The organism is Methylobacillus sp. DLP286 (genome assembly GCF_056636515.1).
The window spans coordinates 2,595,324-2,608,509 of record NZ_CM153145.1 but is presented as its reverse complement, the minus strand read 5'-3'; the positions used below and the strand labels follow the sequence as shown (position 1 = coordinate 2,608,509).

Annotated in this window: 27 protein-coding genes; all 27 read right to left on the bottom strand. The window is 51.8% G+C overall.

Annotated elements, in window-relative coordinates:
• Positions 1 to 204: 204 nt before the first annotated feature.
• The 27 genes from rplQ to rplC all read right to left on the bottom strand — a co-directional run bounded on the left by rplQ (position 205) and on the right by rplC (position 13,114).
• Positions 205 to 600: a 50S ribosomal protein L17 gene (gene rplQ, locus ACWXTG_RS12550; RefSeq protein WP_230346588.1), complete on the bottom strand. Its 396-nt coding sequence runs from the start codon at positions 598 to 600 to the stop codon at positions 205 to 207.
• 10 nt (positions 601 to 610) lie between these two features.
• Complete coding sequence (locus ACWXTG_RS12545; RefSeq protein WP_480220066.1) at positions 611 to 1,597, bottom strand: DNA-directed RNA polymerase subunit alpha; 987 nt, start codon at positions 1,595 to 1,597, stop codon at positions 611 to 613.
• Between the two features lie 81 nt (positions 1,598 to 1,678).
• Positions 1,679 to 2,068 carry a 30S ribosomal protein S11 gene (gene rpsK / locus ACWXTG_RS12540; RefSeq protein WP_011478671.1) on the bottom strand — a complete coding sequence of 130 codons (390 nt, stop codon included), beginning with the start codon at positions 2,066 to 2,068 and terminating at the stop codon, positions 1,679 to 1,681.
• 13 nt (positions 2,069 to 2,081) lie between these two features.
• Positions 2,082 to 2,444, bottom strand: coding sequence for a 30S ribosomal protein S13 (gene rpsM, locus ACWXTG_RS12535; RefSeq protein ID WP_011478670.1), 363 nt, complete (start codon positions 2,442 to 2,444; stop codon positions 2,082 to 2,084).
• A gap of 126 nt (positions 2,445 to 2,570) precedes the next feature.
• Positions 2,571 to 2,684, bottom strand: a complete 114-nt coding sequence (gene rpmJ, locus ACWXTG_RS12530) for a 50S ribosomal protein L36 (protein WP_081620790.1) — start codon at positions 2,682 to 2,684, stop codon at positions 2,571 to 2,573.
• A gap of 22 nt (positions 2,685 to 2,706) precedes the next feature.
• On the bottom strand, positions 2,707 to 2,925 hold the full coding sequence (gene infA, locus ACWXTG_RS12525) for a translation initiation factor IF-1 (protein WP_011478668.1): 219 nt from the start codon (positions 2,923 to 2,925) through the stop codon (positions 2,707 to 2,709).
• 8 nt (positions 2,926 to 2,933) lie between these two features.
• Positions 2,934 to 4,256: a preprotein translocase subunit SecY gene (gene secY / locus ACWXTG_RS12520; protein ID WP_480220065.1), complete on the bottom strand. Its 1,323-nt coding sequence runs from the start codon at positions 4,254 to 4,256 to the stop codon at positions 2,934 to 2,936.
• 7 nt (positions 4,257 to 4,263) lie between these two features.
• Positions 4,264 to 4,698, bottom strand: a complete 435-nt coding sequence (gene rplO / locus ACWXTG_RS12515; RefSeq protein ID WP_480220064.1) for a 50S ribosomal protein L15 — start codon at positions 4,696 to 4,698, stop codon at positions 4,264 to 4,266.
• Positions 4,698 to 4,895, bottom strand: coding sequence for a 50S ribosomal protein L30 (rpmD, locus tag ACWXTG_RS12510; protein ID WP_309564204.1), 198 nt, complete (start codon positions 4,893 to 4,895; stop codon positions 4,698 to 4,700). Before rpmD ends, rplO begins: the two co-directional genes overlap by 1 nt.
• 5 nt (positions 4,896 to 4,900) lie before the next feature.
• Positions 4,901 to 5,410: a 30S ribosomal protein S5 gene (rpsE, locus tag ACWXTG_RS12505; protein ID WP_011478664.1), complete on the bottom strand. Its 510-nt coding sequence runs from the start codon at positions 5,408 to 5,410 to the stop codon at positions 4,901 to 4,903.
• Positions 5,411 to 5,425: 15 nt separating this feature from the next.
• Entirely contained in the window at positions 5,426 to 5,779 is a 354-nt protein-coding gene (gene rplR / locus ACWXTG_RS12500; protein ID WP_407995534.1) for a 50S ribosomal protein L18, read from the bottom strand.
• A gap of 9 nt (positions 5,780 to 5,788) precedes the next feature.
• Positions 5,789 to 6,322: a 50S ribosomal protein L6 gene (gene rplF, locus ACWXTG_RS12495; protein ID WP_309564202.1), complete on the bottom strand. Its 534-nt coding sequence runs from the start codon at positions 6,320 to 6,322 to the stop codon at positions 5,789 to 5,791.
• A gap of 10 nt (positions 6,323 to 6,332) precedes the next feature.
• Positions 6,333 to 6,728 (bottom strand): 30S ribosomal protein S8, encoded by a 396-nt coding sequence (gene rpsH / locus ACWXTG_RS12490; RefSeq protein ID WP_309564201.1) that lies wholly within the window; start codon positions 6,726 to 6,728, stop codon positions 6,333 to 6,335.
• A 14-nt stretch (positions 6,729 to 6,742) separates the two neighbouring features.
• Positions 6,743 to 7,048, bottom strand: a complete 306-nt coding sequence (gene rpsN, locus ACWXTG_RS12485; protein ID WP_457137211.1) for a 30S ribosomal protein S14 — start codon at positions 7,046 to 7,048, stop codon at positions 6,743 to 6,745.
• Between the two features lie 2 nt (positions 7,049 to 7,050).
• Complete coding sequence (rplE, locus tag ACWXTG_RS12480; RefSeq protein WP_309564199.1) at positions 7,051 to 7,590, bottom strand: 50S ribosomal protein L5; 540 nt, start codon at positions 7,588 to 7,590, stop codon at positions 7,051 to 7,053.
• Between the two features lie 9 nt (positions 7,591 to 7,599).
• Complete coding sequence (gene rplX / locus ACWXTG_RS12475; RefSeq protein ID WP_309564198.1) at positions 7,600 to 7,917, bottom strand: 50S ribosomal protein L24; 318 nt, start codon at positions 7,915 to 7,917, stop codon at positions 7,600 to 7,602.
• Between the two features lie 11 nt (positions 7,918 to 7,928).
• Positions 7,929 to 8,297, bottom strand: coding sequence for a 50S ribosomal protein L14 (rplN, locus tag ACWXTG_RS12470; RefSeq protein ID WP_011478657.1), 369 nt, complete (start codon positions 8,295 to 8,297; stop codon positions 7,929 to 7,931).
• Positions 8,298 to 8,459: 162 nt separating this feature from the next.
• Positions 8,460 to 8,732 (bottom strand): 30S ribosomal protein S17, encoded by a 273-nt coding sequence (rpsQ, locus tag ACWXTG_RS12465; protein ID WP_025872351.1) that lies wholly within the window; start codon positions 8,730 to 8,732, stop codon positions 8,460 to 8,462.
• Between the two features lie 11 nt (positions 8,733 to 8,743).
• Positions 8,744 to 8,953: a 50S ribosomal protein L29 gene (gene rpmC, locus ACWXTG_RS12460; protein ID WP_011478655.1), complete on the bottom strand. Its 210-nt coding sequence runs from the start codon at positions 8,951 to 8,953 to the stop codon at positions 8,744 to 8,746.
• Positions 8,954 to 8,955: 2 nt separating this feature from the next.
• Entirely contained in the window at positions 8,956 to 9,372 is a 417-nt protein-coding gene (gene rplP / locus ACWXTG_RS12455) for a 50S ribosomal protein L16 (RefSeq protein ID WP_011478654.1), read from the bottom strand.
• Positions 9,356 to 10,066 (bottom strand): 30S ribosomal protein S3, encoded by a 711-nt coding sequence (gene rpsC / locus ACWXTG_RS12450; RefSeq protein ID WP_407995532.1) that lies wholly within the window; start codon positions 10,064 to 10,066, stop codon positions 9,356 to 9,358. The genes rplP and rpsC overlap by 17 nt, the downstream gene beginning before the upstream one ends.
• Before the next feature lie 10 nt (positions 10,067 to 10,076).
• A complete protein-coding gene (gene rplV, locus ACWXTG_RS12445; RefSeq protein WP_230343045.1) occupies positions 10,077 to 10,406 on the bottom strand; it encodes a 50S ribosomal protein L22 in 330 nt (109 codons plus the stop codon).
• 9 nt (positions 10,407 to 10,415) lie between these two features.
• On the bottom strand, positions 10,416 to 10,691 hold the full coding sequence (gene rpsS / locus ACWXTG_RS12440) for a 30S ribosomal protein S19 (protein WP_407994576.1): 276 nt from the start codon (positions 10,689 to 10,691) through the stop codon (positions 10,416 to 10,418).
• 5 nt (positions 10,692 to 10,696) lie between these two features.
• A complete protein-coding gene (gene rplB / locus ACWXTG_RS12435) occupies positions 10,697 to 11,530 on the bottom strand; it encodes a 50S ribosomal protein L2 (protein ID WP_480220063.1) in 834 nt (277 codons plus the stop codon).
• A gap of 8 nt (positions 11,531 to 11,538) precedes the next feature.
• The gene (gene rplW, locus ACWXTG_RS12430) at positions 11,539 to 11,847 is read right to left on the bottom strand and encodes a 50S ribosomal protein L23 (protein ID WP_309564193.1); all 309 of its coding nucleotides are present in this window, start codon (positions 11,845 to 11,847) and stop codon (positions 11,539 to 11,541) included.
• Entirely contained in the window at positions 11,844 to 12,470 is a 627-nt protein-coding gene (gene rplD, locus ACWXTG_RS12425; RefSeq protein WP_407995530.1) for a 50S ribosomal protein L4, read from the bottom strand. The genes rplW and rplD overlap by 4 nt, the downstream gene beginning before the upstream one ends.
• A complete protein-coding gene (gene rplC / locus ACWXTG_RS12420; RefSeq protein WP_309564191.1) occupies positions 12,470 to 13,114 on the bottom strand; it encodes a 50S ribosomal protein L3 in 645 nt (214 codons plus the stop codon). Before rplC ends, rplD begins: the two co-directional genes overlap by 1 nt.
• Between the last annotated feature and the right edge of the window lie 72 nt (positions 13,115 to 13,186).

Below are 13,186 nucleotides of genomic sequence, written 5' to 3'. Positions count from 1 at the left end.
TATTTCTTTAAGTATCTTGGGATAAGCCAAAGATTTTTCTATCAATCCCGCACAACGCAATTAAGGTAATCATGAGTTATAGACTTCAATAATGACTTCCCTTTGACAAATCGCGCGATTCAATCCATACCTTTGTCACATCAATATTTTGATAATAAAAAAGCCGGTTCTTGAACCGGCTTTTCTAAACTAAGGCTGTTGCGTTTATTCAGCTGCTACAACCTCACCGTCTGTAGCCAGTTCTGGACGGTCAACCAATTCGACCAGCGCCATAGGGGCATTGTCGCCTACGCGGAAACCGCACTTCAGGATACGCAGGTAACCGCCATTGCGAGTTTGGTAACGAGGACCCAACTCGTTGAAAAGCTTACCGACGATATCGCGGTCGCGAAGACGGCTGAACGCCAGGCGGCGGTTAGCCAGAGTCGCTTCCTTGCCAAGGGTGATCAAAGGCTCTGCTACACGACGCAGTTCCTTTGCCTTTGGCAGGGTCGTCTTGATGATTTCATGGCGAAGCAAAGAGTTAGCCATGTTACGCAGCATAGCTTGACGATGGCTACTGGTGCGGTTTAATTTACGATTGCTGTTGCGATGACGCATAGTGATTCCCTCACACCTTTTCCAGGCCCGCAGGTGGCCAGTTTTCTAGTTTCATGCCCAATGTCAGGCCCTTGGAGGCCAGTACATCCTTAATCTCATTCAAAGATTTACGGCCTAGATTTGGCGCTTTCAACAGCTCATTTTCAGTACGCTGAATCAGGTCACCAATGTAATAAATATTTTCCGCCTTCAAGCAGTTGGCAGAACGCACTGTCAATTCCAGATCATCCACTGGACGCAGCAGGATAGGGTCTACCTGAGGCGCTTGCTTCACTTCAATTTCAGAAGGAGCGCCTTCAAGATCAGCAAATACGGAAAGCTGACCCATCAGGATGCGTGCGGCGTCACGGATAGCTTGCTCAGGCTCAACCACGCCATTCGTTTCAACATCCATGATCAGCTTGTCCAAGTCAGTGCGCTGCTCAACGCGCGCGCTTTCGACTTGGTAGCTTACCTTGCTGATCGGGCTGAAAGAAGCATCCACCTGGATGAAGCCCAATATACGATCTTCATCTTCGCTCTTCTGACGCTGCGGCACAGGCTGATAACCACGGCCCATCTCGACCTTGACTTCAAGATTGAGCTTGCCGCCCTTGGTCAGATGCGCGATCACATGGTCAGGATTGGCGATTTCAGCGTCATGGCCAGTTTCGAAATCACCGGCAGTCACTACCCCTTCGACACTCTTGTTTAATGTCAAAGTGGTTTCGCTCTTGCTATTCAGCTTGAGTGCAACACCTTTGAGGTTCAGCAGGATATCTACCACGTCTTCCTGCACACCATCCAGTGTAGAGTATTCATGCACCACACCATCAATCTTGACTTCGGTAATGGCGAAGCCAGGAATGGAAGACAGCAATACTCGACGCAAGGCGTTACCCAGCGTATAACCAAAACCGCGCTCCATTGGCTCCAGTGTCACCCGTGCACGCACAGGCGAAATCACGTCAACGTCAACAACGCGTGGCTTTAAATATTCAGTCGGACTGTTTTGCATAGCTATCCTTACGGTCCTCGATTTCTTTAAATAAATCAACCACGACAACCCAGTTATCGTGGCTGCAACCTTATATCCAGCTTAGATACGACGCTTCTTCGGTGGACGACAACCGTTGTGTGGCACGGGGGTCACGTCGGAAATGCTGGTGATCTTGAAACCAACGGCATTCAATGCGCGCACAGCGGATTCACGACCTGGACCTGGGCCCTTGATGCGCACTTCAAGATTCTTGACACCGCACTCTTGCGCAGCCTTGCCAGCAGCCTCTGCAGCCACCTGGGCGGCAAACGGCGTACTCTTACGGGAGCCCTTGAAGCCTGCGCCACCGGAAGTTGCCCAAGACAAAGCGTTACCTTGGCGGTCAGTGATCGTGATGATGGTGTTGTTGAAAGAAGCATGCACGTGAGCAATACCCTCGGCAATATTCTTTTTGACTTTCTTGCGTACGCGTACGTTAGCTTTAGCCATTATTTGCTATTCCTTACTTGGATGCCTTGATAGGCTTGATTGGACCCTTGCGAGTGCGCGCATTGGTCTTAGTGCGTTGACCACGAACCGGCAAACCGCGACGGTGACGGATGCCGCGATAGCAGCCAAGATCCATCAGACGCTTGATGTTCATCGTCACTTCGCGGCGCAAATCGCCTTCCACCTGCAGCTTGGCGACTTCATCACGCAGCTTTTCAACTTCAGCGTCGTTCAAATCCTTGATCTTCGCTGTCGCGGATACGCCTGCAGCCAGACAAATTTGTTTTGCCGTAGTACGGCCCACACCGTAAATCGAAGTCAATGCGATTTCAGTATGTTTATGATTTGGGATGTTTACCCCTGCTATACGAGCCATGTAGCTACTCCAAAATAATGGCGCATCGTTTAATCAAATCGCCAAAAAAGCCCAAAATTTTAACAGCTTGACCGGGTTTTAACAAATAGATTAAAAACCAGCCCCATTTAAAACCACGTTACCGGATTAACCTTGGCGTTGCTTGTGACGTGGGTCAGTGCAAATAATACGCACAACACCACGGCGGCGAACCACCTTGCAATTACGGCACAATGTCTTCACTGATGCACGAACTCTCATCTCTCACCTCTTCGCAAAAATCTTACTTGGCGCGGAAAATAATCCGCGCACGCGATAAATCATAAGGAGTCATTTCCACAGTGACCTTGTCACCGGGCAGGATACGAATATAGTGCATGCGCATCTTGCCTGAAATATAGCCCAGCACGACATGGCCATTTTCCAGTTTGACCCTAAACGTTGCATTCGGGAGGTTCTCGAGAACCTCGCCTTGCATTTCAATACGATCTTCTTTTGCCATACCGCCAATTAACGCGGGAGACCCGCCCCACCCTTAAAGTTAGCTTTTTTCAGCAAGCCTTCATATTGATGCGACATCAAGTGGGATTGCACTTGTGCCATAAAATCCATGGTGACCACCACGATAATCAACAAAGAAGTACCACCGAAATAGAACGGCACATTGAACTTCAGGATCAAGAACTCAGGCAGCAAACATACCGCGGTGATATAGAGGGCACCAGCCAGGGTCAGACGACCCATGATGCGATCGATATACCGCGCAGTCTGCTCACCAGGACGGATCCCTGGAACAAATGCACCACTCTTCTTCAAGTTGTCCGCTGTTTCTTTTGGGTTGAATACCAACGCGGTATAAAAGAAACAGAAGAATATAATTGCCGTAGCAAAGAAAATAATATACAGCGGCTGGCCTGGGGAAAGGGTTGAACCAATATCCTTCAGCCAAGACATGTTTTCGTGGCTACCGAACCACCCAGCCATCGTGGCCGGGAACAAGATAATGCTTGAAGCAAAAATCGGCGGAATCACACCAGCCATGTTGAGCTTCAATGGCAAGTGGCTAGTTTGGCCACCGAACACCTTGCGACCAACCTGGCGCTTCGCGTAGTTCACTGTAATCTTGCGCTGGCCGCGTTCGACAAACACCACGAACGCGGTCACAAGTACGGCAGCGACAAACAGGAACAGTACCAACGGAATCGAGAACGCACCTGTGCGTGCCAACTCCAGAGTGCCGCCAATCGCATGTGGCAAGCCTGCGACGATACCGGCGAAAATGATGATGGAAATACCATTACCAATACCGCGTTCGGTAATCTGCTCACCCAGCCACATCAGGAACATGGTACCGCCGACCAAGGTAATCACCGTGGTGAAGCGGAACATGAAACCTGGATCCAGCACCAGGCCGGCCTGTCCTTCCAATGCGATGGCAATGCCCAATGCCTGGAATGTAGCCAAGAATACCGTGCCATAGCGCGTATACTTGGTGATAGTGCGGCGACCGCTCTCGCCTTCCTTCTTCAACTGCTCCATGCGCGGGGAAACCACGGTCAGGAGCTGCATGATGATGGAGGCCGAGATATACGGCATGATACCCAAGGCAAAAATCGTAAAACGCTCCAGGGCACCGCCCGAGAACATATTGAACATGCCGAGGATACCGCCGCTCTGCGACTCGAACAGTCGGGCCAGCACATCCGGGTCGATACCGGGAACCGGAATGTGCGCACCAAGACGGAAAACGATCAGGGCACCCAATACGAAAAGCAAGCGGTTTTTCAACTCGCTTACTTTTCCTACCGCGCCGAAAATACTATCGTTAGCCACGAATTGATTACTCTACAATCTTGCCGCCAGCTGCTTCAACCGCAGCACGGGCACCCTTGCTCAGCGCCAGGCCTTGAACTGTCACAGCACGGGTCACATCGCCAGAGAGATATACCTTCACAGCGCGAGCGCTTCCAGGGATCACATTGGCTTGCTTCAATGCCAACAGGTCAATCACGTCAGCTTCGATGCGGACCAGATCTGCGGTGCGTACATTGGCAGTATCAGCCTTGGTCAAGGAATTGAAACCACGTTTAGGCAGACGACGTTGCAAAGGCATTTGACCACCCTCGAAACCCACCTTGTGGAAACCACCGGAGCGGGACTTTTGACCCTTGTGGCCGCGGCCACCAGTCTTGCCCAGGCCGGAACCAATACCACGACCAACACGACGCTTGGCGTGCTTAGCGCCTTCAGCAGGCTTGATAGTATTCAGCTTCATTATGCTTCTACCTTTAACAGATAGCTCACCGCATTGATCATACCGCGATTGGCAGGAGTATCCTGCACTTCAACGGTCTGGTTCAGGCGACGCAGGCCCAGGCCGGCGACGCTTGCGCGATGAGACTTGATTCTACCGATGGTGCTCTTGACCAAAGTAACCTTGATCAAATCATTTGCTTTCTTTGCCTTAGCCATGATGATTAACCTCTGATTTCTTCTACGCTCTTGCCGCGCTTTGCAGCAATCTCAGCAGGAGTATTCATGGACTTCAAGCCGTTCAGGGTGGCGCGTACGACGTTGTATGGATTGGTTGAACCAATACATTTCGCCAATACGTTGGTCACGCCCATGACTTCGAAGATGGCGCGCATTGCACCGCCGGCAATAATACCGGTACCTTCGGAAGCAGGCTGGATGAACACCTTGGCAGCACCATGAACACCGGTAACAGCGTGATACAGGGTGCCATTGTTCAGGCTTACCTTGATCATGCTGCGACGAGCTTCGTCCATCGCCTTTTGCACGGCAACCGGCACTTCACGCGCCTTGCCCTTGCCCATACCTACGCCACCATCACCGTCACCTACTACGGACAGTGCGGCGAAACTCATGATCCGGCCACCCTTCACCACTTTGGTGACGCGGTTGACGCCGATCATTTTCTCGCGCAAACCATCGGTTTGCTGCTGTTCAATTTCAACTTTTGCCATCATCAACCTCAGTCTTTAGAAGGACAAGCCGTTTTCACGCGCGGCATCAGCCAGCGCCTTGATACGGCCATGGTACTTGTAGCCGGAACGGTCAAATGCAACAGTGGTGATCCCTGCAGCCTTGGCCTTTTCCGCGATACGCTTACCGACCACTGCGGCAGCGGCGACATTGCCACCGTTCTTGATGTCGTTGCGAACTTCGACCTCAAGGGTGGAAGCACTAGCAAGCACCTTGTCACCAGTTTCGGCAATAATCTGAGCATAGATGTGGCTGTTGCTACGATGCACACTCAGGCGGATAGCTTTCAACTCGGCGATCTTGGCACGGGTTTTACGTGCACGACGCTGACGTGAATTCACATTACTCATAGCTACACCTTACTTCTTCTTGGTTTCTTTGATAATCACCACTTCATCGGCATAGCGAACACCCTTGCCCTTATAAGGCTCTGGAGCGCGGTACGCACGAATCTGCGCGGCAACCTGACCAACCACCTGCTTGTCGGCACCGGTCAGCACGATCTCGGTAGGAGACGGTGTTTGCACGGTGACGCCTTCAGGCATCTTGTGGTTCACTGGATGGGAAAAACCCAGGTCCAGGTTCAGGCTAGTGCCCTGCGCCTGCGCCTTGTAACCCACACCAACAAGAGTGAGCTTGCGGGTAAAACCCTGAGAAACACCTGTTACCATATTGAACACCAAGGCACGCAAAGTACCGGACATGGCACGTGCATGTTGCGACTCACGGGCAACAGCAAATGTCAGATTGTCGCCGTCACGCTCGATCGCAACATCGCCACTCAACGGGAGGGACAACTTGCCGAGCGGGCCGCTGACTGCAATATTGCCAGCGCTCAATACCACTTCAACCTTGGCGGGGATAGCGACTGGATTTTTAGCTACACGAGACATTGCTTTTTCCTTAAGCCACTACGCACAGCACTTCGCCACCGATACCGGCGTCACGTGCTTTACGATCAGTCATTACACCCTTGGATGTGGAAACAATCGTCACACCCAACCCATTCATTACCACTGGAATCTCTTGATTGCCGCGATAGATGCGCAGGCCTGGACGGCTTACGCGCTCAATCTTCTCAATCACTGGACGGCCAGCATAGTACTTCAAGCTGATGTTGAGCTGCGGCTTGCCATCGGCATCCTGCACAGCGAAATCATCAATGTAGCCTTCATCCTTCAGCACAGCTGCAATAGCACGCTTGAGCTTGGATGACGGCATGGAAACAGAGACCTTGTTGGTGCTTTGCGCATTACGGATACGCGTCAGCATATCGGCAATCGGATCACTCATACTCATACTAAATTCCTCCGTTACCAGCTAGCCTTGGTGACGCCTGGCACTTCGCCACGCATCATCAATTCGCGCAACTTACCACGCGCAATGCCGAATTTACTGAATACACCACGTGGACGGCCAGTCAACGCGCAGCGGTTACGCTGGCGGACAGGGCTGGAATTACGCGGCAGACTTTGCAACTTGTTGCGTGCGGCACGACGGTCTTCGGCAGATGCATTGGCATCATTGATGACCGCAACCAATTCAGCACGCTTGGCTGCATATTTCTTCACTGTGTCGCGACGCTTTTGCTCGCGCTCGATCATGCAGGTTTTTGCCATGATTAGTTCCTAAATGGGAAGCTGAATGCGGAGAGGAGCGCACGCGCCTCTTCATCAGTCTTTGCAGTGGTAGTGATGGTGATATTCAACCCGCGCAATGCATCGATCTTGTCGTATTCGATTTCCGGGAAAATGATTTGCTCACGCACACCCAGATTGTAATTGCCACGACCATCGAAGGACTTAGGGGAAATACCGCGGAAGTCACGAATACGAGGAATAGCCACTGTGATCAGACGATCCAGGAATTCGTACATATGCTCACGACGCAGCGTCACCTTGCAACCAACAGGGTAGCCATCGCGGATTTTGAAGCCGGCGATGGACTTCTTGGCTTTGGTCACGACAACCTTTTGACCTGCGATCTTTTCCAGGTCAGCCACGGCGTTTTCCATGACCTTCTTGTCAGCAACAGCCTCGCCCACACCCATATTCAAGGTGATCTTTTCAATGCGAGGCACTTCCATCACAGACTTGTAGTTAAACTGCTCAACCAGCTGCTTAACCACGGTGTCCTTATAAAAATCTTTTAAACGAGCCATGATCTACCCTTATGCGTCCACAACTTCGCCACTGGACTTAAATACGCGAACCTTGCGGCCATCGTCCAACGTCTTGAAGCCAACGCGATCACCCTTCTGGGTGGCACGATTGAATAAAGCAACATTAGAGACGTCGACTGGCATCTCCTTACTGATGATACCGCCAGCCACACCACGCATTGGGTTGGGCTTGGCATGCTTCTTGACGACATTGATACCTTCGACCAGAACCTGGCCTGTCGCCAACACGCGCAGCACGGTACCGCGCTTGCCTTTATCTTTACCTGTATTCAGGATGACTTCATCACCCTTGCGAATCTTACTCATCCAGCAACTCCTTATAGAACTTCGGGTGCCAGAGAAACGATCTTCATGAAACGCTCGCCACGCAGCTCACGTGTCACCGGCCCGAAAATACGGGTGCCAATCGGTTCCAGCTTGTTGTTCAACAATACTGCAGCGTTGCTATCGAACTTGACCAGGGAACCGTCTGGACGACGAACACCCTTGGCGGTACGAACAACAACCGCGCTATAGACCTCGCCTTTTTTGACGCGACCACGTGGGGCAGCATCCTTCACACTGACTTTGATGATGTCACCAATGCCTGCATAACGACGCTTAGAACCACCCAACACCTTGATGCACATAACAGAGCGTGCACCGGTGTTATCGGCAACATCCAGCCGAGACTGCATTTGAATCATGAGAATAATCTCCAACTTAATCCGTTAAACCAACACCAGCCGCTTGTCAAAAACGGCTGACAGCACCACGGTCAGTATTGGGGCGCCAGCTTGTTGGGCGCCAAAAGGTCCGACATTATATATTGCCCTTCCAAGCGATTGCAAGTGGAAGGGCAATTTTTATTACACAATACGTGCTTTTTCTACAATCTTGCTAACGCGCCAAGTCTTGGTCTTGGAAAGCGGACGGCTTTCCTCGATCACGACCAGGTCGCCTTCCTTGCACTCATTGTTTTCATCGTGAGCATGGAACTTGTTGGAACGACGCACGACCTTGCCGATCAAAGGATGTTTCACCTTACGCTCGACTAGAACGGTCACAGTCTTGTCCATCTTGTCGCTTACTACACGGCCACTCAAAGTGCGAACTAGTTTTTCAGTTTGATTTTCGCTCATAATGACTCCGCTTAAGCTTGACTTGCATTAGCCGCTTTGGCTTTTTCAGCAAGCACAGAACGAACGCGAGCGATATCACGGCGCACTTTGCCTACTTGGTCAACTTTGTTCAACTGCTGAGTGGCAAGCTGCATGCGCAAGGAGAATTGCGCACGGCGCAATTCGATCAGCTCATTGTTCAACTCTTCAACAGTCTTGTTTCTCAATTCGGACGCTTTCATGACTAGCTCCCAATATGACGTGTAATGAAGGTAGTCTCGATTGGCAGCTTCGCAGCAGCCAGACGGAACGCTTCACGTGCCAGCTCTTCACTGACACCGTCCATTTCATACAACATCTTGCCAGGCTGGATCTGGGCAATGTAGTACTCAGTACTACCCTTACCGTTACCCATACGCACTTCAGCAGGCTTCTTGGAAATCGGCTGATCTGGGAAGACGCGGATCCATACACGACCGCCACGCTTGATATGACGGGTCATCACACGACGAGCCGCTTCAATCTGGCGTGCGGTCAGACGACCACGACCAATTGCCTTCAGACCGAACTCGCCAAAGCTTACCTTGTTACCGGTAGTTGCGATGCCCTTGTTGCGGCCTTTCTGCATCTTACGGAATTTCTGTCTAGCTGGTTGCAGCATTTTTTGCCCCCGACTTTCTTACTTTCTTTTCTGGCTCAGCAGGTTGAGCGGCTTGTTCGAGCTTGTTGCCGAACACTTCGCCCTTGAACACCCATACCTTGATACCGATGATACCGTAGGTAGTCTTTGCTTCTGCCACACCGTAATCGATATCGGCACGCAATGTATGCAAAGGCACACGGCCTTCGCGATACCATTCAGTACGCGCGATTTCGATACCATTCAAACGACCCGAACTCATGATCTTGATGCCTTGGGCACCCAGGCGCATCGCGTTCTGCATCGCACGCTTCATGGCACGGCGGAACATCACGCGCTTTTCAAGCTGCTGGGCAATGCTTTCGGCGATCAGTGTCGCATCGATCTCAGGCTTGCGGACTTCTTCAATGTTCAAGTGAACAGGAACACCCATCAAGCCTTGCAAGCCGGAACGCAAGGACTCGATGTCCTCGCCCTTCTTGCCGATCACGATGCCAGGGCGTGCGCTGTAGATGGTGATCTTGGCGTTCTTGGCAGGACGCTCGATCACGATCTTGCTTACAGCAGCATGAGCGAGCTTCTTCTTCAGAAATTCGCGCACCTTGATGTCACTGCTCAGCATCGCAGGGAAATTATTACTATTGGAATACCAACGAGAAGACCAGTTCTTCTGGACGCTCAGACGGAAACCAAACGGATGAATTTTCTGACCCATAACGATTCCTTTAGTTACCAACGGTCACAGTAATGTGACAAGTTGGCTTGATAATCCGTCCAGCGCGACCCTTGGCACGAGCGCGAATACGCTTCAATACCAGACCCTTGTCGACATAAATCGAAGTCACCCTCAACTCATCGATATCTGCGCCTTCATTGTGCTCTGCATTGGCAATGGCAGACTCAACCACCTTCTTGATGATTTCAGCACCTTTCTTAGGCGTGAAATTCAGGATATTGAGTGCATTGTCAACTTTCTTGCCGCGGACCAAGTCAGCAACCAAGCGAGCCTTTTGTGGGGACAGATGAACACCTCTTAATACTGCAGATACTTCCATCGTCTTCTCCTACCTCTTGGCCTTCTTGTCGGCAGCATGACCCTTAAACGTACGGGTCAGCGCAAATTCGCCGAGCTTGTGACCTACCATGTTTTCAGAAATCAACACCGGCACATGCTGCCTGCCGTTGTGAACCGCAATGGTCAAACCAATGAAATCAGGCAGGATGGTAGAACGACGGGACCAAGTCTTGATTGGCTTCCTGTCGCGTGTGGCTGCAGCAGCCTCTACTTTCTTAGCCAGATGGCCATCAACGAATGGCCCTTTCTTAATTGAACGTGCCATATTGATTACCTCTTATTCGCAGGACGACGGCTGACGCGCATGTTATCCGTACGCTTATTGCTACGTGTACGATAACCCTTTGTTGGCAGACCCCATGGGCTGACAGGGTTCATACCAGCAGCAGTCTTACCTTCACCACCACCGTGCGGGTGATCGACAGGGTTCATGACCACACCGCGGACGGTAGGACGAACACCACGCCAGCGCACAGCACCAGCCTTACCGATGGAGCGCAGGGAATGCTCTTCATTACCCACTTCACCAATGGTTGCCTTGCAGTCGACGTGCACGCGGCGAACTTCGCCGGAACGCAGACGCAGCTGAGCATAACTGCCTTCGCGCGCCAACAACTGCACGGAAGTACCAGCGGAACGCGCAATTTGCGCACCCTTGCCAGGCTGCAACTCGATGCAATGGATGGTGCTACCGACAGGAATGTTGCGCAAAGGCAATGTATTACCTGCACGGATAGGCGCATCGGAACCGCTCACCAATTGCGCACCAGCGGAAACACCGCGCGGTGCAATGATGTAGCGACGCTCGCCGTCTGCATACACCAGCAATGCCAGGTGCGCGCTGCGGTTTGGATCGTACTCCAGACGCTCGACCTTGGCAGGAATGCCATCCTTGTTACGACGGAAGTCAACAACACGGTAATGCTGCTTGTGACCACCACCTTGATGGCGAGTCGTGATATGACCGTTATTATTACGACCAGCTTTCTTGCTCTGCTTCTCCAGCAGCGGCGCATAAGGCTTACCCTTGTGCAGCTCAGGTGTCACCACCTTGACTACGGCGCGCCGGCCTGGGGAAGTAGGCTTGACTTTAATCAGTGCCATGATTTCTCCTATTCGCCCGCTGCGAAGTTAATTTCTTGACCTGGCTTCAGGCTCACATAAGCCTTCTTCCAGTCCTTGCGGCGGCCGAATGTACGACCAGCGCGCTTTACCTTGCCACCCACGTTGACAACCGTCACGGCATCAACTTCCACCTTGAACACCAATTCAACCGCAGCCTTGATTTCAGGCTTGGTTGCATCAGTACGCACGCGGAAAGCGATTTGCTGATGCTTGTCAGCAACACGGGTAGCCTTTTCTGTAATTTGTGGCGCAAGAATGACTTGCAACAAACGTTCCTGAGTACTCAATGCGCTCATGCCAGGATCTCCTCAAGCTTCTTAACAGCACCTGCAGTAGCCAGAACTTGCGGGAAGCGCACCAAGCTTACAGGATCAACATATTGCGCTTCGAGAACCAGAACGTGTGGCAGGTTGCGAGCGGACAAATACAAGTTTTCATCAAACTTATCCACCAACACCAGCAAGCCTTCGTTGTAGCCAAGACCCTTGATTTTCTCAACCAATTGCTTGGTCTTTGGCGTATCGACCGCAAATTCCTCAACCGCACTCAGGCGATCTTGACGCACCAGCTCGGACAAGATGGAACGCACACCGGCACGATAGGCCTTGCGGTTGATCTTGTGGCTGAAGTTTTCGTCAGGAGTGTTAGGGAATGCACGACCACCTCCGCGCCAGATGGTGCTGGAGCTCATACCGGAACGAGCACGACCGGTACCCTTCTGATTCCACGGCTTCTTGGTAGTGTGACTGACTTCCGCACGAGTCAATTGAGCGCGAGTTGCAGTGCGTGCGTTTGCCTGATAGGCGACCACAACTTGATGCACCAACGCTTCATTGAATTCACGACCGAAAGTCGTTTCAGAAACAGCCAAACCAGCCTTAGCGGGCTTGCCATTCTTATCGATTAACTTGATTTCCATTATGCCTTCACCTTCACACTAGGGCGCACGACAACATCGCCGCCTTTAGAGCCAGGAATCGCACCCTTGATCAACAACAGGTTACGCTCAGCATCCACACGCACGATCTCAAGATTCTGTACGGTGGTCTTCACAGCACCCAGGTGACCAGGCATGCGCTTACCAGGGAAAACGCGGCCAGGATCCTGCGCCATACCGATGGAGCCGGGCACATTGTGGGACCTGGAGTTACCGTGGGAAGCACGATTGGAAGCAAAATTGTGACGCTTGATAGCACCTGCAAAACCCTTACCCAGGGAAGTGCCGGTGACATCAACCAACTGGCCAGCCTGAAACAGCTCGACAGTGATCTGGCCGCCTACATTGTAGTTAGCCAATACGTCATCAGAAACAGGGAATTCCTTGATACCAGCACCAGCAGCAACGCCGGCTTTGGCATAATGACCGGTCAATGCCTTACCAATGCGGCTGGCACGACGCTCACCGTAAGCAACTTGAAGGCTGGTATAGCCGTCGCTTGCAGCAGTCTTGATCTGTGTCACACGGTTAGGTACGACCTCCAGCACTGTTACCGGAACGCTTTCGCCTTCATCGGTAAAAATGCGGGTCATGCCCACCTTGCGACCAATAAGCCCTAAGCTCATGATCGATTCCTTATAATAATTAAAAAGGCCGATTACAATTGACCGACCCGGGTACGCGAAAGGGTCGGATTA

What these genes read in the sequence shown, in the direction of transcription:
- rplQ (WP_230346588.1), bottom strand. Translation starts at nt 600, where the DNA reads ATGCGTCATCGCAACAGCAATCGTAAATTAAACCGCACCAGTAGCCAT.
- ACWXTG_RS12545 (WP_480220066.1), bottom strand. Translation starts at nt 1,597, where the DNA reads ATGCAAAACAGTCCGACTGAATATTTAAAGCCACGCGTTGTTGACGTT.
- rpsK (WP_011478671.1), bottom strand. Translation starts at nt 2,068, where the DNA reads ATGGCTAAAGCTAACGTACGCGTACGCAAGAAAGTCAAAAAGAATATT.
- rpsM (WP_011478670.1), bottom strand. Translation starts at nt 2,444, where the DNA reads ATGGCTCGTATAGCAGGGGTAAACATCCCAAATCATAAACATACTGAA.
- rpmJ (WP_081620790.1), bottom strand. Translation starts at nt 2,684, where the DNA reads ATGAGAGTTCGTGCATCAGTGAAGACATTGTGCCGTAATTGCAAGGTG.
- infA (WP_011478668.1), bottom strand. Translation starts at nt 2,925, where the DNA reads ATGGCAAAAGAAGATCGTATTGAAATGCAAGGCGAGGTTCTCGAGAAC.
- rplO (WP_480220064.1), bottom strand. Translation starts at nt 4,698, where the DNA reads ATGAAGCTGAATACTATCAAGCCTGCTGAAGGCGCTAAGCACGCCAAG.
- rpmD (WP_309564204.1), bottom strand. Translation starts at nt 4,895, where the DNA reads ATGGCTAAGGCAAAGAAAGCAAATGATTTGATCAAGGTTACTTTGGTC.
- rpsE (WP_011478664.1), bottom strand. Translation starts at nt 5,410, where the DNA reads ATGGCAAAAGTTGAAATTGAACAGCAGCAAACCGATGGTTTGCGCGAG.
- rplR (WP_407995534.1), bottom strand. Translation starts at nt 5,779, where the DNA reads ATGAGTAATGTGAATTCACGTCAGCGTCGTGCACGTAAAACCCGTGCC.
- rplF (WP_309564202.1), bottom strand. Translation starts at nt 6,322, where the DNA reads ATGTCTCGTGTAGCTAAAAATCCAGTCGCTATCCCCGCCAAGGTTGAA.
- rpsH (WP_309564201.1), bottom strand. Translation starts at nt 6,728, where the DNA reads ATGAGTATGAGTGATCCGATTGCCGATATGCTGACGCGTATCCGTAAT.
- rpsN (WP_457137211.1), bottom strand. Translation starts at nt 7,048, where the DNA reads ATGGCAAAAACCTGCATGATCGAGCGCGAGCAAAAGCGTCGCGACACA.
- rplE (WP_309564199.1), bottom strand. Translation starts at nt 7,590, where the DNA reads ATGGCTCGTTTAAAAGATTTTTATAAGGACACCGTGGTTAAGCAGCTG.
- rplX (WP_309564198.1), bottom strand. Translation starts at nt 7,917, where the DNA reads ATGAGTAAGATTCGCAAGGGTGATGAAGTCATCCTGAATACAGGTAAA.
- rplN (WP_011478657.1), bottom strand. Translation starts at nt 8,297, where the DNA reads ATGATTCAAATGCAGTCTCGGCTGGATGTTGCCGATAACACCGGTGCA.
- rpsQ (WP_025872351.1), bottom strand. Translation starts at nt 8,732, where the DNA reads ATGAGCGAAAATCAAACTGAAAAACTAGTTCGCACTTTGAGTGGCCGT.
- rpmC (WP_011478655.1), bottom strand. Translation starts at nt 8,953, where the DNA reads ATGAAAGCGTCCGAATTGAGAAACAAGACTGTTGAAGAGTTGAACAAT.
- rplP (WP_011478654.1), bottom strand. Translation starts at nt 9,372, where the DNA reads ATGCTGCAACCAGCTAGACAGAAATTCCGTAAGATGCAGAAAGGCCGC.
- rpsC (WP_407995532.1), bottom strand. Translation starts at nt 10,066, where the DNA reads ATGGGTCAGAAAATTCATCCGTTTGGTTTCCGTCTGAGCGTCCAGAAG.
- rplV (WP_230343045.1), bottom strand. Translation starts at nt 10,406, where the DNA reads ATGGAAGTATCTGCAGTATTAAGAGGTGTTCATCTGTCCCCACAAAAG.
- rpsS (WP_407994576.1), bottom strand. Translation starts at nt 10,691, where the DNA reads ATGGCACGTTCAATTAAGAAAGGGCCATTCGTTGATGGCCATCTGGCT.
- rplB (WP_480220063.1), bottom strand. Translation starts at nt 11,530, where the DNA reads ATGGCACTGATTAAAGTCAAGCCTACTTCCCCAGGCCGGCGCGCCGTA.
- rplW (WP_309564193.1), bottom strand. Translation starts at nt 11,847, where the DNA reads ATGAGCGCATTGAGTACTCAGGAACGTTTGTTGCAAGTCATTCTTGCG.
- rplD (WP_407995530.1), bottom strand. Translation starts at nt 12,470, where the DNA reads ATGGAAATCAAGTTAATCGATAAGAATGGCAAGCCCGCTAAGGCTGGT.
- rplC (WP_309564191.1), bottom strand. Translation starts at nt 13,114, where the DNA reads ATGAGCTTAGGGCTTATTGGTCGCAAGGTGGGCATGACCCGCATTTTT.